Below are 18,395 nucleotides of genomic sequence, written 5' to 3' on the forward strand. Positions count from 1 at the left end.
CCGTGTTCCTGCAAGCACTCTCAGACTGTCGTCCCCGCCTAGTGCGCCTCCGGCGCACGCGGGGCGGGGACCCATAACCGCCGTGCGCGTAGTTAAAACGCGGCTTCACCCACGGCACCTCACCGCGAGCTCGGTGATTATGGATCCCCGCCTTCGCGGGGATGACAACTGTAAGCCTAGTGCACTCCAGCGGAGCGCGAACGTGCGGAGCACACGATGACCGACGCGCCCGTCCCCCGCACACCGTCCCTCCTCGCTCGCGCCATCGACAGCGACATCTTCTATTCGTTCCGCCGCTCGAAGCTCACAATGGTGGCGGCTGCGATCGTGTTTGTGCTGCTGATGATGGCGCTGTTCGCGCCTGTTCTGGTGGTGCAGAATCCGTTCGATCCGGCGCAGCTCGAACTGATCAACTCCCGCATCGCGCCGCTCTGGACGGCGGAGGGCCAGAGGCCGTTCCTGCTCGGCACCGACGAACAGGGTCGCGATATCTATTCGGCAATCCTCTACGGCATGCGGATCTCGCTGGTGGTCGGCGTGCTCGGCGTCAGTTTTGCGGCGGTGCTCGGCATCGGGCTCGGCCTGATCGCTGGCTATGTCGGCGGCGCCGTCGACAGCCTGATCATGCGCATCGCCGATGTGCAGCTCACTTTTCCAGCGATCCTGATCGCGCTCTTGATCGACGGCGTGGTGAAGTCGGCGCTCGGCAATCATCTCGATGCCTCGACCACGCTGATCGTGCTGGTGGTGGCCATCGGGCTGAGCTTCTGGGTGCAATATGCCCGCACCGTGCGTGGCTCGGTGATGGTGGAGAAGAACAAGGACTATGTCGCTGCGGCGCAGCTGATCGGCCTGCCCGCCCGCGTGATCATGATCCGCCATGTGCTGCCGAACACCATGGGACCGATCCTGGTGATCGCCACCATCAATCTGGCGCTCGCCATCATCACCGAGGCAACGCTGTCGTTTCTCGGCTCCGGCATGCCCGACACGATGCCGTCGCTGGGCACGCTGATCCGCATCGGCAACAACTATCTGTTCTCCGGCGAGTGGTGGGTCATCGCCTTTCCCGGGCTCGCACTGGCCTCGCTGATCCTGTCGATCAATCTGCTCGGCGACTGGCTGCGCGATGCGCTGAACCCGAAGCTGCAATGATGTCTCACCTCAAGCAGTGCCCGACATGAGCGTGCCCGTCCTCTCCGTGCGCAACTTGTGCGTTGAATTCGCCAGCCGGCGCGGCGCGCTGCGTGCCATCGACGGCGTGTCCTTCGACATCGCCAAGGGCGAGGTGCTGGGCGTGGTCGGCGAATCCGGCGCCGGCAAATCGGTGACGGGACTTGCGGCCATCGGCCTGATCGATCCGCCCGGACGGATCGCGGGCGGCGAGATCCTGCTGTCCGGATTGCGCATCGACAATCTGCCGCCGGAGCAGATGCGCCGGATTCGCGGCAAGCGCATCGCGATGATCTTTCAGGATCCGCTGACCAGCCTCAATCCGCTGTATCGCATTGGCGACCAGCTGGTGGAGACCATCCGTACCCATCTCAACATGAACGAGACGCAGGCACGCAAGCGCGCGGTGGATCTGCTCGCCGAGGTCGGCATTCCCGCCCCTGACAAGCGCGTCGATGCCTATCCGCATGAATTCTCCGGCGGCATGCGGCAGCGTGTGGTGATCGCGCTGGCGATCGCGGCCGAGCCCGAACTGATCATCGCCGACGAACCGACTACCGCGCTCGATGTCTCCGTGCAGGCGCAGATCATCGCGCTGATCAAGCGGCTCGGCCGCGACCACGGCACGGCGGTGATGCTGGTCACCCACGATATGGGTGTGATCGCCGAGACGTCCGATCGCGTCGCCGTGATGTATTCCGGGCGCATCGCCGAGATCGGACCGGTGCGCGACGTGGTGCAAAACCCGCTGCACCCCTATGCCAAGGGATTGATGGGCGCGATCCCGACGCTGACGGGCGACGCGTCGCAGCGGCTGGTGCAGATTCCGGGAAGCATGCCGCGGCTGTCGGCCATTCCGCAGGGCTGCGCGTTCAATCCGCGCTGCAGTTTCGCGTTCGACCGCTGCCGTATCGAGCGGCCGGAGCCGATCGCTGTCGGCGCGCAACAGGTCGCCTGTCATCTCTATGATCATGCCCATGCGGAGAGCGCGGCATGACGGCGCTGGTGCAGGCCCGCAATCTCAAACGCGCATTCGACGTCTCGAAGCCGTGGCTCAACCGCGTCATCGAGCGCAGTCCGATGGAGTTTCTGAAGGCCGTCGACGGCGTCTCGTTCGAGATCAGGCGCGGCGAGACCTTTGCGCTGGTCGGCGAATCCGGCTCGGGCAAGAGCACGGTGGCGCGGATGGTGGTCGGGCTGCTGCCGCCGACATCCGGCGACGTGATCATCGACGGCGTCTCGATGAGCGATCCCGCACAGGCCGGCGCGCGCAAGCTACTGCGCAAGCGCATCCAGATGATTTTCCAGGATCCCTATGCCAGCCTCAATCCGCGGCTGCGCGTCGATGCCATCATCGCCGAACCAATCCGCGCCTTCGATCTCATTCAGGGCGAGCGCGACATTCGCGCGCGGGTCGGCGAATTGCTGACGCTGGTGGGCCTGCATCCCGATGACGGGCAGAAATACCCGCATCAGTTCTCCGGCGGCCAGCGCCAGCGTATCGCGATTGCCCGCGCACTCGCATCGGAGGCCGAGTTCATCGTCTGCGACGAGCCGACCTCGGCGCTGGATGTCTCGGTGCAGGCGCAGATTCTCAACCTGATGCGCGAACTGCAGGACAAATTCGGCCTGACCTATCTGTTCATCAGCCACAACCTTGCTGTGGTCAGGCATATGGCTGACCGGATCGGCGTGATGTATCTCGGCCGCATCGTGGAGATCGCGGAAGGGCGCGAACTCTTCCGCGCGCCGCGCATGCCCTATACGCGCATGCTGCTGGGCGCAGTGCCGGATCTGGCCATGTCAGGCCGCGCACGCATCGCGGTCTCCGGCGAGATTCCCAATCCGATCGATCCGCCCTCCGGCTGCACGTTTCATCCGCGCTGCCCGGAAGTGTTCGATCTCTGTCGCAAGGTGGTGCCGGATCTGGTCGACGGCGTCGCCTGTCATGCGGTCAACAAACTGATCGCACCGCCGGCCGAGGCCGTTCCCGCCGCGCGGCGATAGTTGCGATCAGCGCGCTCAGATCAACATGCCCTGAAACGACAACGCGGCAGGCACCGCAGGGTATCGGCAACAGACCCCCACAGCACCCACCGCGAAATCATTCAGCCGAAAATCTCGGCTGCAAGATCGGCCCGGCAAGATCACTGCGCATGAACGTCAGTGCGTCTCCGGACCCGATCCGATCAATCTTCTGCCGGCTCCTCGCCGTCACCACCGTCTTCGTCGCGCTCGATGGGACCGGCGAGAATCTGTTCGGCGATCAGGCCGGAATTCTGCCGGATCGAGGCTTCGATCTTGGCGGTCATGTCCGGATTGGCCTTCAGGAAGGCCTTGGAATTCTCACGGCCCTGGCCGAGACGCTGGCTGTCATAGGAGAACCAGGCGCCGGACTTCTCGACGATTCCCGCTTTCACGCCGAGATCGAGGATCTCGCCCATCTTGGAGACGCCTTCGCCATACATGATGTCGAATTCGACCTGCTTGAAGGGCGGTGCCAGCTTGTTTTTCACGACCTTGACGCGGGTCGAATTGCCGACCACTTCGTCGCGCTCCTTGATCGCGCCGATGCGGCGGATGTCGAGACGGACCGAGGCGTAGAATTTCAGCGCATTACCGCCGGTAGTGGTTTCCGGCGAGCCATACATCACACCGATCTTCATGCGGATCTGGTTGATGAAGATCACCATCGTATTGGATTTGTTGATCGAGGCAGTCAGCTTGCGCAGCGCTTGGCTCATCAGACGGGCCTGCAGGCCGGGCAGCGCGTCGCCCATTTCGCCTTCGAGTTCGGCGCGCGGCACCAGCGCTGCCACGGAGTCGATGATCAGCACGTCCACCGCACCGGAGCGCACCAGCGTGTCGGCGATTTCCAGCGCCTGTTCGCCGTGATCCGGCTGCGAGATCAGGAGCTCATCGACATTGACGCCCAGCTTGCGGGCATAGACCGGGTCGAGCGCGTGTTCGGCGTCGATGAAGGCGCAGATGCCGCCCTTCTTCTGGGCTTCCGCGGCGCAATGCAGCGCCAAAGTCGTCTTGCCCGAGGATTCCGGTCCGTAAATCTCGATCACGCGGCCCTTGGGCAGCCCGCCAACGCCGAGCGCGATATCGAGGCCGAGCGAACCCGACGAGATCACCTCGATATCCATCGACCGATCGTTCTTGCCGAGCTTCATCACCGAGCCCTTGCCGAACTGGCGCTCGATCTGGGAGAGCGCGGCCGACAGGGCCTTGGTCTTGTCCATGGAGGATCCTTCAACGATACGCAGGGCAGTCGGAGTGGTAGCCATTGATCTAGCTCCTTATGAAGGGATTCGCGACAGGACAAACGACAAGCGCCAGAGGATGGCGGCGCTGTTCGGGTTGAGAACAATGTACCCCATCTGTTCTATGTTCGCAATATGTTCTTTTGGGAATTTGGGTACTGGCCTGTTTCCGACCGCAGTGGCCTACTTTGAGAACGGCGCTGGCCTACTTTGATTCTTGGAGTGTTCGATGTCCGATACGGTGCGCGATCTATTCGACCGTTGGGAGAAGGTTTGGCATGAGTGCCAGTACGATTTAATTCCGAACTGCGTGGGATCGCATTACATCCGGCATGACGAAAAAGGTGACCGAACCGTCACTCAGGACGCCTATGCGACTGAATTAATGACGGTGCACAAAGAGCGGCCCGGGACGCGCGTCGTAGTCTACGACCATTCCTTCACGGATGACCGCGCATGGTTTCGATTTGCGTTCGTCTGGCCCGATCCGGCGAGTGGTAAGCAGCGCAGCCGGGCGGGGATGCAGAGCTATCGGATCGAGGACGGCAAACTTGCCGAAACATGGATCACGCTGCTGGCCTTGGGCACCACATGGGCCGATGAGCCACAAGAGCGCTGGACCGTCCGTCGAGCATAAGAAAAGGGCGGCCTCTTTCTTAACCCGCTACGACTTCTTGAAAAGTGCAGGCTTCGGAGTAATCGATTCCCAAAGGCCCGTGATTTGCCTACAGGCTGCGCGTATGTCGCGTAGCCTGACGGCATGGTCTGGCGCTGGGCCAATTCGCTCACCGAGCCGGACATCCGGGACGAAGCAGACGTTTCGCTGCATCCCGAGCGGACGGAATCTGGTCAGGTAGTCATCACCTGAAGTGGCCCCTTTTGCATCGAGTGCCGGATTGATGAAGAAGCTCACGACCATCATTCACTTCATCTGGGCAATCTCTGCGGTTACGTTGGGTACGACAATCGGCGCTCTGTACGGGTGGGAGCATCATGGGTGGATTGGTGCCATCGCCCTTGGCTTCGTTGGATTCTGTTTCGGCACGCTTGCTGCGGCTTCCCCTCAAATGGTCATGCAACTCTTTCGCTAGCCTCAGTGGCCTGGTTCGAAAACGGCAGCCGCCCTATTTGCCTCATCGAGCCACTTTTGAACCTTCCTGCGCGTTTCCCGCACAACAGGATGTCCGCATCGCTCATGCGTTCAATCCGACATGGGAAGGTCACACGCCGTGAAGACGATCGCACTGCTCTCCGTCGCCGCCCTGTTGCTCGTCGAACTCAGCGGCGCGATGCCCAGGTCGAGCGTGGGTGGCCCGATGATCATCATGCTGATCATGTTTATCGCCATGCTGGCGGTGGGAATTCACGAGGCCTGGACAAAGAAGCGCGGCCCGCTCGGATGGATCGCGAGCATTGTCGCGTCGGTCATCGGCGGCTTCGTGGCGGCGAGCCTGGTCGGCGGAGTCATGGACATGATCCGCCCGCACCTGCACCTCAACGGGTCGCTCGTATCCTCGCAACATCCTCTGCTCTATATCTCGCTCGCGGGCATGGCGATCCTCACGGTGCTCGGATCATGGATCACGCTGCAGATCCCAGGCTGGTTCGTGACGCGCAGCGAAGCACCCCATAGCGGTGCATGAGGCGAGTCCCCTTCTTTGAACCTTCGTGCAGCTTTCCTGCACAACAGGGGGTGAAGCCAGCGAGTAAAATCCGATGAACAGAAATCAGCGCATGGTCGTGGTAGCTGCACTCTGCGTGATCGCAACCGTGCTGGCATTTACATTTCTCGTGTGGTCACATGGGCACATATCCAACGCCGCAAAATTTGTCGTCTTCTATACGAACACCGACCCCAGTTACCCCGGCCTCGTGAACTATTGGGGCATCTACATTCGGCACGGTCTTGCCGGATACCTGCTCGGTCTGATTGTGCCTATCTGCCTTCTGGCGGTCGCAGCATTCGTTGCCTTGGGCAGGCCTTCATCGGGCGATCTGGGGACGTTGCCAAGGTAAGGCCGCCTCGGGGCGCGGCCTCTTTTGGTCAGTGCAGCGGCTGAACCGGCCGGACGCCCGGGTCACCCCAAGACAGGCAAGTCGGATCACACAAACTGCGAGCCCGGCACACTCTGGACAGTTCCCTGCCACCACTTTAGAACGCTTCTAGCCAGGGAGCGTGGATGCCCAAGCCAAAGAAAACCGCCGCCGAACTTCAGAAGATCATTCGAGAAGCCGCCGCCATCGCCGGGCCATGGCCCAAGAACATGAGCGTGATCATCTATTCGCTGGATGACAGCTGGCGCGTCATCGTCAGCTACTCGGATCCGGCCCAGACCCCTTTTCGCGACCGGTTGATGGAGATCTGCCGGGGGCTCGCCCATTTCTACGATCTGGACGAGCCAGCCTAGAGTCGCCCGGCGCCGCGCACCGGCCCATCTCACCTGTGCCTTATCCCGCGAGATGCGTTTCGCGCGTGGCGATCAGATCGCGAATCGGTTGCGCGATCGGCACCGGGCGATGGGTCTTCTGATCGGTATTGACCCAGACGATCTCGCCGGTGGCAAACAGATCTTCGGCTGCGCGCGCGAAGATGCCGAGCTCGAACACCAGACTGGAATTGCCGATTCGCGCCACGCGCGCGGCAACATCGAGCTCCTGATCGAACAAGATCGGCGCCTTGTATTCGATCACCGATTTCACGACGTGAAAGTCGACGCCGCTCGCCTTGGCATCGGCAAACTGGTCATAGCCGAGCGCACGAAAATATTCGGTAATGGTCGTATCGAAGTAAGTGAGATAGTGCGCGTTGAACACGACGCCCTGGCCGTCGATCTCGGAATAGCGCACCCGAAACGGGTGGAAGAACCAGAACCGGTCGCGTGACATATGCCCCTCGCCTATGACGGCGGCTTCGTTCTCCGCCCTGATGCTCCCCTAGCCTCTCTTGCACGGCGAAGCCAGCCGCCGCGGGGGAGACGTCATGCCGCAACTCAGCTCCGCTTGATTGCTTTCAGCACAATGAAGATGTGCGACGCGGCGATGATCACCGACGCCAGCATGAGTCCGAGATTGGCGCCGTGAACCTTCTCCGGTGCGAAGGTCGTCGCCGTCCAGATGATCAGGCGCACTATCAGCATGAAGACGACCATGCCCCACAGTGCAATCCGCTTCGGCGCATCCCATGTCGGCTTGCCGTCGAAGCCCCACTGCATCGCAACGCGCTCACCTGCAATCCGCGGCTCGCCATAGAGGTTGCACCCGATCATCACGGCCAGAGCACACGCAAATACGATATCGGCCGACGACATGATGGCCCCATATGTGAAATCGCGGCCGGATGACGCCCGTATCTCATCCCATCATACCGCAACGATCATGGCGCCCGATACAATGGCCGCCTTCGATGACAACCCAGAGATGCATCACGGTTCCGAAAGCGGATCCCTGCACGCGCGACTGGCCGCGCAAAAAAACCGTTTATTTGCCGCAAATTTTGCACATTTCTATCGACGCACGGAACAAGTTAGTTTAGCGGTATCATTGTCTTACAGCAACCTCAGGTGCTGCAAGCCATTTACACGCGCGCCAGCTGTGGTCGTTTCCCGTGCCTCGATATTTCTTTCATATTATCGCCGAAAACACGTTCCTCGACGAAGAAGGGACGAGCTTCAAGGACGATCAGGAAGCGATGCTGCACGCACGTCAGCTCGCATCGGAGATGGTGCGCAGCCTCGGCGTCGTGAGGGGCGCGATCGTCGTCGAGAATGAAGACAGCGGCGGATTGTTCGAAGTGCCGCTGTCCTGGAGCAACTGACACAGGCGCATATGTCAGTGGCCGCGCGCGGGCTTCAGTCCATTTGCGCGCCCGGCGGCACGAGCCCGCCGATGCCACGTCATCACCTGATCAATTCGCAGCGCTGCCGGTCTTGGTGCGTGGCTGTTTCGCGGGTGCAACGGCTTTCGGCGCATCGCTGCGCACATTGCCCCATGGATCGGCCGCGGCTTTGGTGTCGGGAATCTTGCGCAGCGACTCGCGATACGCCTTCTCGGTAATCGCGTCCTGTTCCTTCTCCTCCGCCGACTTGGACTTCACCTCCGGCATCAGGTTCATCATCTGCGCGGCGGCCGGTCCGGTCAGAAGCGCGAGCGCTGCGACGACGCTGAATAGTTTGCTGGATCGTTTCATGGCACTAAAGCTCCGTGAATTTCGGGGGCGTTATACCACCGGCCATTCGGGCACGCCAAGCGCCTGACGCAGGGCACCCCGTCGTGCCTCACGCAGGTTGAAACCTTCGGAAACCGGGAAACCCGGGCGCTGGCCCGGACTCGAGCCTAGTCGCCCAGCACTTTCTCCGCGGCCGTCACGATGCTGATGGTCGGGTGCGCCGCGCAATAGGTGCCGAACTTCTTGGCGTTCTCGACGAACACCTCGGTATCGATGATCGCATCGTCCGAGTCGCCCTTGTACCAGCCGTCCATCCAGGTCAGCACCATCTTGATCTCGTCGGGGCCGGATTCGACGAATTGCTTGCAGGACATGGTGGACAGATCGAGTACGACAGCCTGGGCCGGCGCGGCAGAGAACATGGCAGCGACAGTCAGAAACGCGCAGGCGAACTTCATCATGGTCCCCTTCCCCGAAAAATGACGCCCGGCCAATCGCTGGCTGAGCGTCCAACGGCGAGACGGTATCATGGAGCCCATTTCCTTGATTTGATATTTTTATGAAATCTTCTGATCCTCAGAACTTCACGAAGGATGAACAGCCAGGTCCGGATCTCTGCGATCGGCTTCATCGGCCGGCAAGATCGCGGTGCTAGACGTGGCGCATGCAGACGACGCGGACGACGACCATGATCGAGAAACGAACGGCTCCACGACACCGGGTTCTGAAGCGCGGCACGCTGGCCTTTGGCGGCGGCGGTATCGATTGCACCGTCCGCAACCTCTCGGCCTCCGGCGCGCGTGTCGATATCGCAAGCCCGCTCGGCCTGCCCTCGAATTTCATGCTGGTGATCGAGGCGGATCACTTCATCCGCCGCTGCCGTCCGGTCTGGAATAACGACCGCCAGCTTGGCGTGGCGTTCGAGTAGGCGCCCGTCAGTAGCGCCCGCGGCCGCCATAGTTGCCGCCGCCGTAACCGCCATAGCCTCCACCGCCGTAATAGACGCGCGGTACCGGCTCGTAATAGACCGGCGGCGCACGGCGGATGATGACCTCTTCCTCCACGATCTCGCGGCCGCGCCGCGGTGGTGGCGATGGCTTGTCGGCGCGCTTCTTCGTGGGCTCGGTGGTTTTCTCCGCTTTCTTCGATGCAGGCGCTGCTGCGGGCGGCGTGCCGCACGGGCATGTCGGGCCCGGTCCGGCCAATGCGACATTGGTCGGTGCGTTCGCCGCCGTATCCGGCACCGGCTTGTTGCGCGTGCGCTCCTCGAGCTTCTGCGCGGTCGATGTCAGATCGCTATCGGGATATTTCGCCAGGAAGTCGCGATAGGACGGCGCGGTGTTGGTGATGACGGCGTTATTCCACGCCACCATCTTGTAGTGACGGTCGAGCCATTCTTTCGCCTGCGGTCCGAGCGGCGGCTCGGCATAGAGGCCGACAAAGGCCTCATAGGCTTCCACCGCCCCATCCGAGACGATCAGATTGTTGGCGTCCTGCACCGGCTTGCCCTGCAGCTCCTTGCGCCATTGATCGACGGTCTTCTTGGTCACGGCGGGCTTGGCGCCGGCATCAGTGCCAAAGAAGCGGAAGTCATTGACCAGCGAGGAGCTCTCCCACGGCGTCTGCCGGCCTTCGGTGGCCTGATTGACCGACAGTCGCACGCGCTTGAACGCATCCTCGATCGGCAGGCCCGGCTCGCGGCCGGCCTTCAGCAGCGCCGTCGTATAGGGGCTGTTGCCGTCCTTGCCGTCTTCGGCTTCGGCGCCGGGCGATGTCGAGAATGACAGCAAGGTGCCGGGCGTACCGAACTTCACGTCGACCTGGGCGAGCCCGCGGCCGGTGGTCTTGCTGATGGCCGGAAACGGATTGTTGCGGCAAGCATCGAGCAGGATGATGCGGCTCTTGCTCGGCACAGATGTCAGTGTGTTCAAGATGTCGTTGAGGCGCACCGCCTGCAGCGGAATATCGGCTTCGCGCTTCGGATCGATATCAACCGGCACCAGATAATTCTCGCCGTCGATCTGCAGACCGTGACCGGCATAGAACACCAGCGCCACCGTGTCGGGCCCCTTGGCGGACACATTGGCGGCGAAGCCGGCGATCCTGGCGCGCAGATCGTTCTGCGACAGGTCCGTGGCCGACTGCACCTCGAAGCCGGCATCGCCGAGCATCTGCGCCATGGCCTTGGCGTCATTGACGGGATTGGGGAGCGGCGCGATGGACCGGTAGGAGGACTGCCCGATCACCAGCGCCAGGCGACTCTCGGCCAAAGCGACTGTTGAGCCGAGAAGAACGGCGCTCTGCGCGCCGAACATCACCGTGGCTGCAACGATCGCGCTGCGAATGACAGGACGAACCATCGAACAGTCTCCCCGGCCCGGGCCGGCTCGCGCGACGGATAATTCCCCGCCTGATTCAACTGAAATCAGGATGGCCGCACGCCAATAATGCGACGGCCTGCCGCTGCCCAATTTGGTCGCTGTCAACGCAAGCACGGTTCACGGGAACCGCGTGCGACATATGCAGTCGAAGACTACTTTTTCTTCGCCGCCGTCGTGGGCGCGGGTGCAGGCGCGACGCCGCCCCACGGATCATATTTTTCCTTGGGAGTCGGAACGCGCTCCAAGGCGGCCTTGTAGGCCTTCTCGTCGATCTTCGGCTTTTCGGGCGCGGGCGCATGGTCGCTGCCGCCGCGCTTGCCGCCGCCCATCTGTGCGTTCGCCGGCGCAGCCAGAAGCGCCACTGCCGCGATCGCCAATACCAATGCTCTCATCATGCGTCCCTCCGGCGCCTTGATAGCCTGACGTGCAGGCCATTTTCCAGCCCCAACATGGCGAGGCCGCGACCATCGACCGCAGGTCCGCCCGTCCTTGGAAACGAGCGAATACCCCAGCATCCGCCACCCCGGCCGGCCCATATCCGCTGAAAACACAGGCTTTTCAGCGACCGTTTGGTGAACGATCGGTTACACATTCCCGTCAAATTTCGCGTCCGGAAAAACCGGATCTTGGAATGTTTCTCCTAGTCTCCGCAGACAGCAATGGAGAAGCGGCCTGCGCCGCCTTCCTTGCGACGGGGATCGGGGACGTGGTCGACATTGCGAACTCAGCCGGCATGCATGGCAGCAGACCGACGGGCGCCGGGATGACCGCGGCGAACCGCCCAGCGTCTGCGCCCGATGCGCTTGCGCCGCTCGCGGCAATCGCGCCCGAGCCATGGCGCGCTCTCGCGCAGCAGGCCGTCGAGCCGAACGGCTATTACCTCGCCGACTGGGAACTGGCCGTCAATGCATCCGCGCGCGGCCGCACCGATGTCGCCGCGCTCAGTGCCTGGATGACCGACGCCGGAATGCCGCGCTTGATCGGATTGCTGCCGGTGATCACCGCACGCCGCGCCTATCGCCTTCCGCTTCCCGCCTTGGTCAGCGCCGATCCCTATGGCACGCTGTCCACGCCACTGCTCGATCGCGACATGGCGGCTGATGCTGTGACACACCTGCTGGAACAGGCTCGCAAGGCCGGTGCGCATGCGCTGATCCTCGAAAACGTCTCGCTCGATGGCGCCGCAATGCAGGCGATCCGCAAGTCACTCGCCACGCAGGATCTCACACCGCGCATCCTGCAATCCCACGCCCGCGCCTGCCTCGACGCCACACGCGATGCCGACGACTTGCTGCGCGACGCGCTCGGTGCGAAGAAGCTGAAAGAACTGCGCCGCCAGCGCAATCGTCTCGCCGAACATGGCGATGTGACCTTCCACATCGCACGCACGCCGGCGGAAATCGCTGCGACCATCGACACGTTCCTGACGCTGGAAGCGAGTGGATGGAAGGGCAAACGCGGCACCGCCCTGATGCAGGATGCCGGCGACAACACCTTCATCCGTAGTGCCACCAAGGCGCTCGCCGAACACGGCCAATGCGAGATCGTCACATTGCGCGCCGGCGACACGCCGGTCGCCTCCGGTGTGCTGCTCAGGCATCTCGACCGCGCCTTCTACTTCAAGCTCGGCGTCGACGAGCGCTTCGCCAAACTATCCCCTGGTGTGCAGCTCACGCTCGACGTGACGCGGCATCTCTGCGCCGATCCCGTGATTGCAAGCGCCGACTCCACGGCCAATGCCGGTCATCCCATGATTGATCCGATCTGGCGTGGCCGCCTTGCCATCGGCGACGTGCTGATTCCGCTGCGCAAACACGACCCGCTGGTATCGCTGATCCACGGCGCATTGACCTTGCGTCGCTCGATCCGCGAGCCGCTGCGGCGCGTGGCCCGCTCCATCCGCAACCGCCTCCGATAGATATCCAGGGGTTCAACCATGAACGCTGCAACTGACGTCGCGCCGGTGATCTCGGCCGCCAATCAATCGCTCAAGAACGATTTTCCGCTGAAGCCGTTCGCCATCAAGCACAAGCTCGCCGGACATCCGCTGCTGACGCTGCAGCGTATCGCGCAGCTCGCATCCGAACTGCCGCGCGATCTCATCGAATACAATTCGGGAAAGGTCGCGATCAGCCAGGACCCCGACGCGATCCCGTCGGTGGATCTCGACCCGGTCGAAGTGGTCAAGCGCATCGAGACCGCTGGTGCGTGGATGGTGCTGAAGCGGATCGAGAACTCGCCGGAGTATCGCCAGTTGCTCGAAGACACGTTGCTGTCGGTGGCGCGCGCCCGCGGCTTCAACAGCCTGCTCGATGCCGGCTTCGAACAGCTCGAAGGCTTCCTGTTCGTGTCGTCGCCGAATTCGACCACGCCGTTCCATCTCGACAGCGAGGATAACTTCTTCGTCCAGATCCACGGCGAGAAGTTCTTCACGATCTATGACAACAAGGACCGTGCTATCGTCTCCGACGACGAGATCGAGCGCTCGATGACCAAGCACCGCAATCTCAAATTCGACGACAGTTTCGCACCGCGCGCCGTCGAGTTTCACATGTTCGATGGCGATGGCTGCTACGTGCCCTATCAGTGGCCGCACTGGGTGCGCACGGCCGGATCGTTCTCGATCTCGATGGCAATCACCTGGAAGACCAAGGAAGTGCGCCGCATCAACGACCTGCACTTCTTCAACTCGATGCTGCGCGGCATCGGCTTGCCGCAGAAGCCGCCCGGCCGGCAGCCGATACTGGATACGCTGAAGCTGGCCTTCTACCGGACCGTCACCACGGTGATCAAACCGCTGCGCAGCTCACTGGCCATGCGTAAACTGCTGCGCCGCATCGCGCTCGGCAAGAAGGCGAATTACTATCTGAAGGGCGCGTAAGCGCGCGCCCTTACTCGGCCGCCTCCGCGTTCACTTCCGCCGAGACCTGACGGATCGCGCGAGCGAGCTTCTCCGCATCCTGCGCACCGGACACCGCATATTTGCCGGCGAATACGAAAGTCGGCACGCCGGAAATGCCCTTGTCGGCGGCTTCCTTGGCGTTGCCTGAGATCAGCGCAACGTCCTCATCAGTGGCGAGGCGCTTGCGGATATCGTCCGCATCGAGCCCGACATCGGCCGCAGCCTGCACCAGCGTCTCACTCTGCGTGAGATCTCCGCCATCGCGGAAATACAATTCCATCAGGCGCTGTTTGACCTCGGCCGACTTGCCGGAGGCTTCGGCCCAATGGATCAGCCGGTGGCAATCGATGGTGTTCGGCTGGCGCTTCACGCTGTCCGGCCGGTAGGTCAGGCCCTCCTGCTCGGCCGCATCGACGACACGGCCGGCGATGCCTTTGTAGGCTTCGACAGAACCGAATTTGGTCTCCAGATAGGTCGAGCGATCAATGCCCTCGCGCGGGATCCACGGATTGAGGAAGAACGGCCGCCAATTGACATGCACCGGCACGTCGGGGACCAGCGCCAGCGCATTCTCGATCCGGCGCTTGCCGATATAGCACCACGGGCACACGACGTCGGAGACGATATCGATCTGAAGCGGCTTGATGGTGCTCATGGGCGGGCTCCCTGTATTTGTTCCGCCCACAAATAGGCGTCGTGGACATCGCGGACAAGGCCGTTAGGTCCCGTTTGAAGCGATCTCCCGGAGCCTGTTCGCCGTGACGTCATCCGCCGGAAAGAACGTCTCGATGGCGATTTCCGACAGGGTGATATCCAGCGGCGTACCGAAGGTCATGGTCGTCGACATGAAGCTCAGCACATCGTCGCCCAGCCTCATCCGGAACGGCACCACAACGCTGTCAGCCGCGATCGGCGCCGACCGCGCCGGTACCGGATAGGTCTTCAATTCCTGATACAGTTTGAGCAAGTCAGGATCGGCGGTTGCCTCGCATTGCCGGTGCAGGCGCTCCAGCAGATGCGCGCACCATTCACCAAGATTGACGGTGCGCGGGGCCAACGCCTCCGGATGAAAGCTCAGCCGCAGCACATTGAAGGGCTGCCCGAGCAAGCGCGGCGCGATGCCTTCCAGCAGCGGCATCACCATTCGGTTGGCGGACACGAGATTCCAGTGCCGATCGACCGCCAGCGCCGGACTGGGCTCATGGGCCTTCAGCACGAGGTCAATGGCCTGTCGCGCAGAATTCAGCGCGGGATCGTCCAGCGCACGCTGCGGAAAGGCCGGTGCGAAGCCAGCAGCCACCAGCAAGACATTGCGCTCTCGCAGCGGCACGTCGAGCCGCTCGGCCAGCCGCAACACCATCTCGCGCGACGGCGAGGCGCGGCCGGTCTCCAGGAAACTCAGATGACGCGTGGAAATCTCGGCATCGCCGGCCAGATCCAGCTGGCTCAGGCGGCGGCGCTGCCGCCATTCGCGCAAATGATGGCCGATCCCAGCGGGCCGGGATGTTGCGGAGGACGCTGCAAGCTGTGTGTTCATGGCAAAAAGCTAACACGCGAATTTCGCAGCTTCCATGACCTCACAGGTAATCGATTTGGCTCCGCGGCGCCGTCATGGTCGGGACATCCACAACGACCAACCGAAGGACAACGACCATGATCAATCCCTCTCTCCTGCTCCGCCGCGCCATCCAGATCGACGCTGTCGTCAGCGGCGCCATGGCGCTGCTGCTGACCTTTGCCGCGGCCATGCTGGCGCCGCTGCTGCATCTGCCTGAAGCACTGCTGCTGGAATCCGGCCTGTTTCTGATCGCCTATGCGGCGCTGGTCGGCTGGCTCGGCACCCGCGCGACCATGCCGAAGCTGCTGGTGCTGGTGATCATCGTCGGCAACGCGCTGTGGACGCTGGGCAGCATCGGCCTGCTGTTCTCGGGCGCGGTGACGCCGAACCTGCTCGGCCAGATCTTCGTGGCCGCGCAGGCGATCACAGTCGGTGTGTTTGCGGAGCTGCAATATATCGGACTGCGCCGGAGCGCAGCGGCACAGGCGGCTTAAGCCTTCTTGCTCTTGACCTTGCCGGCCTTTGCCTTGGCCGACCTGGAGTTAGCTGACTTGGCCTTAACAGACTTGGCCTTGGTCGCTGCGGAGGTCTTCTTCGCGGCGGCCTTGGTCGTTTTGGCTTTGCCCGAAGCCGCTTTGCCCGAAGACTTGGCCTTCTTGGCCTTATCTTTGGCCCTCTTGGCCTTCGCCTTTTCTTCCTTCTTCAGCGCCTTGCGCTCGGCCTTCTCTTTGGCTTTCAGCTTCTCGGCACGCGCCTCGGCGCGCTTCTTCTTGCGCTTCTTCTCGCAGGAATCGCACTTGCAGCCGATCGGCTTCAGGTATTCCTTGAAATACTCCGTGCCGTAATCGTAGTTGATCTCTTCGCCCGGCTCGATCTTCTTGATCGAGCGGATGATGATCTTCTTCTTCGCCGCATTGACGTCGGACTCAGCGTTCGGCTTGCAGGCGTGGTTGATATAGCGCGCGATGTTCTTGCGGATCGAACCATCGACGGTCCAGCGCTTGCTGATCTGGAACAGATACTTGTTCTCGATCGCGTCGTGCTTCTCGTTCTTCGAATCCAGCAGGGGCCCGAAGTATTGGACGATCTTGACGCCCTTCTTGATCGGCTGGGTGGCGAAAAGACCGAGACCGGTTTTGGAACGGCCGATGCGATATGGCTTAGCGGAAGTCGAGGCGGGCATGGGATGAGGAACTGACGCTGCTGGAGACAAAATGAAGGCTGACCAAGCTGTCTAGCGCGATTCAACCAGCCCTGTCAGCCGCTTCCGTTGAACCTTCCCCAGCTTGTGAACGTCAAAGCAGCACCTTTCCCGTGCTGGATGCCCTTGAATGCCCCGCCTGCCCGCCCTCGCTGCCGCCCTAACGATCCTGCTTGGCGCCACGTCGCTCGCCGCAGCCGACAATATCGGCAGCCTCTACAGCTCCGTGGCCGACAGGGATTGCCGCGGCGTCTCCAACTTCAAGATCGATGGCGACGACTATGCGCGAGAACAGGTCTGCAAGGGCCCCGCAGGCCTCGTCGTGCTCAAGAACGAAGATGATCTCCGCGAAACCGTTTCGGCCGGCACCACGGCTGCGGCCGCCAACAGCGAGCCCGCAGCGTCGCAGGGCTTCGGCCCGTTCAATTCAACGACCAATACCATCGAATGGCGCACCATCGCCGGCAAACCATTCGCCATGATCCAGCGCTGGCACATCGCCGATAACGATGATCCCGAGAAAAATGGCCGGCCAAAATCCAAGCAGATGCTCGTGGTGACGCGCCTGCCGCCCGGCGCCGTGTGTCATGTCGCTTATATCGACGTGACGGCCAATCCGGATGCCAACGAGATGGCCCGCAAGGCCGCCGACGAACTCGCCCGCGGCTTCGATTGCAAGACGGACAAGGTCAGCGTGATCGGCATCGGCGGCCGGGCTACGGCACTGGCGATGGCATCGCGCAATATCCCGGGCCTAGCCCGGTAGGGGTCAAATCGATCGCGCGGTCAAAGCTTCGGTATTTTCGCCGCGTCGATCACCGCCGTCCATCGCGCGATTTCCGACGTGACCAATTCGCGCATTTCCGGCGGCGTGCTTCCCCGCACCTCGCCACCGATCGCCGCTTCCAGCCGCGCCCTGATCCCCGGGTCGGCCAAAGACTTCAGAACGGCCGCGTTGAGTTGGGCGATGATCCCCGGTGGCGTCCCCTTCGGCACCAGCAGCCCGGCCCACGTCCTGACATCGAACCCCTTCAGACCTGCCTCGCGGGCCGATGGAACATTCGGCAGCAAAGCACTCCGGGTCGATGATGTGACGGCGAGGCCGCGCACCGCACCACTCTCGATCTGCGGCGCAACAAGCACGCTGGTGCCAACGATCAGGGGCACATCGCCCGCGAGCAACGCGGTAATCGCCTGAGAGTCGCCGCGGTAGGGCACGTGCAACACGTCGATGCCGGCTGCTACTTTCAACAATTCGCCAGCAAGGTGATGCGTGCTGCCGAAGCCGACCGATCCGAAACTCAGGGATCCCGGCTTGGCCTTTGCGAGCGCGATGAGCTCTCCCAGCGTCTTTGCTTCATAGTCGCTGCGGGTAGCGACGACGAGCGCGTAGTAGACGATCGTGGAGATCATCTCGAAACTATCGACGGGTTGATAGGACAACGATTTGTAAAGCCCTGCCGAAATCGCATGGCCTCCGGTTACAAGGCCGAGCGTGTATCCGTCAGGCGCTGCCTTGGCGACCGCGTCCGATGCGAGATTCCCGCCTGCGCCAGGCTTCGCTTCGACGATGACGGTCTCATTGAGCTGTTTCGCCAGCCCGTCGGCAACGACGCGGGAGAGCGTGTCCGCCGCCCCACCCGATGCGAAACCGTGAACGATACGAATGACACGATTTGGGTATACTTGCGCTGAGGCGCCAGGCACGTCGATCGACGAGACTATAAATATAGACACCGCGAGGCA

25 protein-coding genes are annotated in these 18,395 nt (G+C 62.3%); 14 read left to right on the forward strand and 11 right to left on the reverse strand.

Translation table 11 applies throughout. The features are described from left to right. Positions 1-216 precede the first annotated feature (216 nt). From AB7828_RS11720 to AB7828_RS11730, 3 genes are read left to right on the forward strand one after another with little or no spacing between them, the layout of a single operon-like run. Positions 217-1,155, forward strand: a complete 939-nt coding sequence (locus AB7828_RS11720; protein ID WP_441230216.1) for an ABC transporter permease — start codon at positions 217-219, stop codon at positions 1,153-1,155. Positions 1,156-1,180: 25 nt separating this feature from the next. Further along, positions 1,181-2,170: an ABC transporter ATP-binding protein gene (locus AB7828_RS11725; protein WP_441230217.1), complete on the forward strand. Its 990-nt coding sequence runs from the start codon at positions 1,181-1,183 to the stop codon at positions 2,168-2,170. Then, positions 2,167-3,180 (forward strand): ABC transporter ATP-binding protein, encoded by a 1,014-nt coding sequence (locus tag AB7828_RS11730; protein ID WP_089265132.1) that lies wholly within the window; start codon positions 2,167-2,169, stop codon positions 3,178-3,180. The genes AB7828_RS11725 and AB7828_RS11730 overlap by 4 nt, the downstream gene beginning before the upstream one ends. Positions 3,181-3,362: 182 nt before the next feature. Here AB7828_RS11730 and recA read toward each other — a convergent pair whose 3' ends face one another. Then, positions 3,363-4,466 (reverse strand): recombinase RecA, encoded by a 1,104-nt coding sequence (gene recA / locus AB7828_RS11735; RefSeq protein ID WP_089265133.1) that lies wholly within the window; start codon positions 4,464-4,466, stop codon positions 3,363-3,365. Between the two features lie 205 nt (positions 4,467-4,671). On the opposite strand from recA, the gene AB7828_RS11740 reads away from it, so the two are divergent. From AB7828_RS11740 to AB7828_RS11760, 5 genes are all read left to right on the forward strand, one after another. Beyond that, the gene (locus tag AB7828_RS11740) at positions 4,672-5,079 is read left to right on the forward strand and encodes an ester cyclase (protein ID WP_441230218.1); all 408 of its coding nucleotides are present in this window, start codon (positions 4,672-4,674) and stop codon (positions 5,077-5,079) included. A gap of 262 nt (positions 5,080-5,341) precedes the next feature. Next, positions 5,342-5,533 (forward strand): hypothetical protein, encoded by a 192-nt coding sequence (locus AB7828_RS11745; RefSeq protein ID WP_089265139.1) that lies wholly within the window; start codon positions 5,342-5,344, stop codon positions 5,531-5,533. 138 nt (positions 5,534-5,671) lie between these two features. After that, positions 5,672-6,085, forward strand: a complete 414-nt coding sequence (locus tag AB7828_RS11750; RefSeq protein ID WP_441230219.1) for a hypothetical protein — start codon at positions 5,672-5,674, stop codon at positions 6,083-6,085. 73 nt (positions 6,086-6,158) lie between these two features. Then, a complete protein-coding gene (locus AB7828_RS11755; RefSeq protein ID WP_441230220.1) occupies positions 6,159-6,458 on the forward strand; it encodes a hypothetical protein in 300 nt (99 codons plus the stop codon). Between the two features lie 164 nt (positions 6,459-6,622). Further along, entirely contained in the window at positions 6,623-6,850 is a 228-nt protein-coding gene (locus AB7828_RS11760) for a hypothetical protein (RefSeq protein ID WP_068735728.1), read from the forward strand. A gap of 40 nt (positions 6,851-6,890) precedes the next feature. On the opposite strand, the gene AB7828_RS11765 is transcribed toward AB7828_RS11760, so the two are convergent. Both AB7828_RS11765 and AB7828_RS11770 read right to left on the reverse strand, forming a co-directional pair. Then, positions 6,891-7,328, reverse strand: a complete 438-nt coding sequence (locus tag AB7828_RS11765) for an acyl-CoA thioesterase (RefSeq protein WP_441230221.1) — start codon at positions 7,326-7,328, stop codon at positions 6,891-6,893. Between the two features lie 104 nt (positions 7,329-7,432). Beyond that, positions 7,433-7,750 carry a hypothetical protein gene (locus AB7828_RS11770; RefSeq protein WP_441230222.1) on the reverse strand — a complete coding sequence of 106 codons (318 nt, stop codon included), beginning with the start codon at positions 7,748-7,750 and terminating at the stop codon, positions 7,433-7,435. Positions 7,751-8,046: 296 nt separating this feature from the next. Between AB7828_RS11770 and AB7828_RS11775 the strand changes: the two genes are divergently transcribed. Next, the gene (locus tag AB7828_RS11775) at positions 8,047-8,256 is read left to right on the forward strand and encodes a DUF6894 family protein (RefSeq protein ID WP_089265143.1); all 210 of its coding nucleotides are present in this window, start codon (positions 8,047-8,049) and stop codon (positions 8,254-8,256) included. A gap of 90 nt (positions 8,257-8,346) precedes the next feature. Here AB7828_RS11775 and AB7828_RS11780 read toward each other — a convergent pair whose 3' ends face one another. Then, the gene (locus tag AB7828_RS11780; protein WP_441230223.1) at positions 8,347-8,628 is read right to left on the reverse strand and encodes a hypothetical protein; all 282 of its coding nucleotides are present in this window, start codon (positions 8,626-8,628) and stop codon (positions 8,347-8,349) included. A gap of 146 nt (positions 8,629-8,774) precedes the next feature. After that, the gene (locus AB7828_RS11785) at positions 8,775-9,068 is read right to left on the reverse strand and encodes an HdeA/HdeB family chaperone (protein WP_420878655.1); all 294 of its coding nucleotides are present in this window, start codon (positions 9,066-9,068) and stop codon (positions 8,775-8,777) included. Positions 9,069-9,295: 227 nt separating this feature from the next. Between AB7828_RS11785 and AB7828_RS11790 the strand changes: the two genes are divergently transcribed. Then, a complete protein-coding gene (locus AB7828_RS11790) occupies positions 9,296-9,535 on the forward strand; it encodes a PilZ domain-containing protein (protein ID WP_089265685.1) in 240 nt (79 codons plus the stop codon). 7 nt (positions 9,536-9,542) lie between these two features. Here the strand turns inward: AB7828_RS11790 and AB7828_RS11795 are convergent, their stop codons facing one another. Next, the gene (locus AB7828_RS11795; RefSeq protein ID WP_441230224.1) at positions 9,543-10,967 is read right to left on the reverse strand and encodes a caspase family protein; all 1,425 of its coding nucleotides are present in this window, start codon (positions 10,965-10,967) and stop codon (positions 9,543-9,545) included. Between the two features lie 173 nt (positions 10,968-11,140). Then, positions 11,141-11,380, reverse strand: coding sequence for a hypothetical protein (locus AB7828_RS11800; RefSeq protein WP_315844197.1), 240 nt, complete (start codon positions 11,378-11,380; stop codon positions 11,141-11,143). Between the two features lie 314 nt (positions 11,381-11,694). Here AB7828_RS11800 and AB7828_RS11805 point away from each other — a divergent pair, with 314 nt between their 5' ends. Beyond that, positions 11,695-12,906 carry a GNAT family N-acetyltransferase gene (locus AB7828_RS11805; RefSeq protein WP_441232235.1) on the forward strand — a complete coding sequence of 404 codons (1,212 nt, stop codon included), beginning with the start codon at positions 11,695-11,697 and terminating at the stop codon, positions 12,904-12,906. An 18-nt stretch (positions 12,907-12,924) separates the two neighbouring features. After that, complete coding sequence (locus tag AB7828_RS11810; protein WP_441230225.1) at positions 12,925-13,869, forward strand: JmjC domain-containing protein; 945 nt, start codon at positions 12,925-12,927, stop codon at positions 13,867-13,869. 10 nt (positions 13,870-13,879) lie between these two features. Here AB7828_RS11810 and AB7828_RS11815 read toward each other — a convergent pair whose 3' ends face one another. Both AB7828_RS11815 and AB7828_RS11820 read right to left on the reverse strand, forming a co-directional pair. Then, entirely contained in the window at positions 13,880-14,545 is a 666-nt protein-coding gene (locus tag AB7828_RS11815) for a DsbA family oxidoreductase (RefSeq protein WP_093756596.1), read from the reverse strand. 63 nt (positions 14,546-14,608) lie between these two features. Beyond that, entirely contained in the window at positions 14,609-15,427 is an 819-nt protein-coding gene (locus AB7828_RS11820; protein WP_441230226.1) for a helix-turn-helix domain-containing protein, read from the reverse strand. 116 nt (positions 15,428-15,543) lie between these two features. Here AB7828_RS11820 and AB7828_RS11825 point away from each other — a divergent pair, with 116 nt between their 5' ends. Then, positions 15,544-15,942: a hypothetical protein gene (locus tag AB7828_RS11825; RefSeq protein ID WP_441230227.1), complete on the forward strand. Its 399-nt coding sequence runs from the start codon at positions 15,544-15,546 to the stop codon at positions 15,940-15,942. Here AB7828_RS11825 and AB7828_RS11830 read toward each other — a convergent pair. Then, positions 15,939-16,631, reverse strand: coding sequence for an SET domain-containing protein (locus tag AB7828_RS11830; RefSeq protein ID WP_441230228.1), 693 nt, complete (start codon positions 16,629-16,631; stop codon positions 15,939-15,941). The genes AB7828_RS11825 and AB7828_RS11830 overlap by 4 nt on opposite strands. A gap of 148 nt (positions 16,632-16,779) precedes the next feature. Here AB7828_RS11830 and AB7828_RS11835 point away from each other — a divergent pair, with 148 nt between their 5' ends. Beyond that, positions 16,780-17,415, forward strand: a complete 636-nt coding sequence (locus AB7828_RS11835; RefSeq protein WP_441230229.1) for a hypothetical protein — start codon at positions 16,780-16,782, stop codon at positions 17,413-17,415. 20 nt (positions 17,416-17,435) lie between these two features. Here the strand turns inward: AB7828_RS11835 and AB7828_RS11840 are convergent, their stop codons facing one another. Beyond that, positions 17,436-18,386 carry a tripartite tricarboxylate transporter substrate binding protein gene (locus AB7828_RS11840; RefSeq protein WP_441230230.1) on the reverse strand — a complete coding sequence of 317 codons (951 nt, stop codon included), beginning with the start codon at positions 18,384-18,386 and terminating at the stop codon, positions 17,436-17,438. Positions 18,387-18,395 lie beyond the last annotated feature (9 nt).

The organism is Tardiphaga sp. 215_C5_N2_1 (genome assembly GCF_052076055.1).
Lineage (GTDB): Bacteria > Pseudomonadota > Alphaproteobacteria > Rhizobiales > Xanthobacteraceae > Tardiphaga > Tardiphaga robiniae.

Bases quoted from the DNA above. Each gene is read 5' to 3' on its own strand.
- AB7828_RS11720 (WP_441230216.1), top strand. From the start codon at position 217: ATGACCGACGCGCCCGTCCCCCGCACACCGTCCCTCCTCGCTCGCGCC.
- AB7828_RS11725 (WP_441230217.1), top strand. From the start codon at position 1,181: ATGAGCGTGCCCGTCCTCTCCGTGCGCAACTTGTGCGTTGAATTCGCC.
- AB7828_RS11730 (WP_089265132.1), top strand. From the start codon at position 2,167: ATGACGGCGCTGGTGCAGGCCCGCAATCTCAAACGCGCATTCGACGTC.
- recA (WP_089265133.1), bottom strand. From the start codon at position 4,466: ATGGCTACCACTCCGACTGCCCTGCGTATCGTTGAAGGATCCTCCATG.
- AB7828_RS11740 (WP_441230218.1), top strand. From the start codon at position 4,672: ATGTCCGATACGGTGCGCGATCTATTCGACCGTTGGGAGAAGGTTTGG.
- AB7828_RS11745 (WP_089265139.1), top strand. From the start codon at position 5,342: ATGAAGAAGCTCACGACCATCATTCACTTCATCTGGGCAATCTCTGCG.
- AB7828_RS11755 (WP_441230220.1), top strand. From the start codon at position 6,159: ATGAACAGAAATCAGCGCATGGTCGTGGTAGCTGCACTCTGCGTGATC.
- AB7828_RS11760 (WP_068735728.1), top strand. From the start codon at position 6,623: ATGCCCAAGCCAAAGAAAACCGCCGCCGAACTTCAGAAGATCATTCGA.
- AB7828_RS11765 (WP_441230221.1), bottom strand. From the start codon at position 7,328: ATGTCACGCGACCGGTTCTGGTTCTTCCACCCGTTTCGGGTGCGCTAT.
- AB7828_RS11770 (WP_441230222.1), bottom strand. From the start codon at position 7,750: ATGTCGTCGGCCGATATCGTATTTGCGTGTGCTCTGGCCGTGATGATC.
- AB7828_RS11780 (WP_441230223.1), bottom strand. From the start codon at position 8,628: ATGAAACGATCCAGCAAACTATTCAGCGTCGTCGCAGCGCTCGCGCTT.
- AB7828_RS11785 (WP_420878655.1), bottom strand. From the start codon at position 9,068: ATGATGAAGTTCGCCTGCGCGTTTCTGACTGTCGCTGCCATGTTCTCT.
- AB7828_RS11790 (WP_089265685.1), top strand. From the start codon at position 9,296: ATGATCGAGAAACGAACGGCTCCACGACACCGGGTTCTGAAGCGCGGC.
- AB7828_RS11795 (WP_441230224.1), bottom strand. From the start codon at position 10,967: ATGGTTCGTCCTGTCATTCGCAGCGCGATCGTTGCAGCCACGGTGATG.
- AB7828_RS11800 (WP_315844197.1), bottom strand. From the start codon at position 11,380: ATGAGAGCATTGGTATTGGCGATCGCGGCAGTGGCGCTTCTGGCTGCG.
- AB7828_RS11810 (WP_441230225.1), top strand. From the start codon at position 12,925: ATGAACGCTGCAACTGACGTCGCGCCGGTGATCTCGGCCGCCAATCAA.
- AB7828_RS11815 (WP_093756596.1), bottom strand. From the start codon at position 14,545: ATGAGCACCATCAAGCCGCTTCAGATCGATATCGTCTCCGACGTCGTG.
- AB7828_RS11820 (WP_441230226.1), bottom strand. From the start codon at position 15,427: ATGAACACACAGCTTGCAGCGTCCTCCGCAACATCCCGGCCCGCTGGG.
- AB7828_RS11825 (WP_441230227.1), top strand. From the start codon at position 15,544: ATGATCAATCCCTCTCTCCTGCTCCGCCGCGCCATCCAGATCGACGCT.
- AB7828_RS11830 (WP_441230228.1), bottom strand. From the start codon at position 16,631: ATGCCCGCCTCGACTTCCGCTAAGCCATATCGCATCGGCCGTTCCAAA.
- AB7828_RS11835 (WP_441230229.1), top strand. From the start codon at position 16,780: ATGCCCCGCCTGCCCGCCCTCGCTGCCGCCCTAACGATCCTGCTTGGC.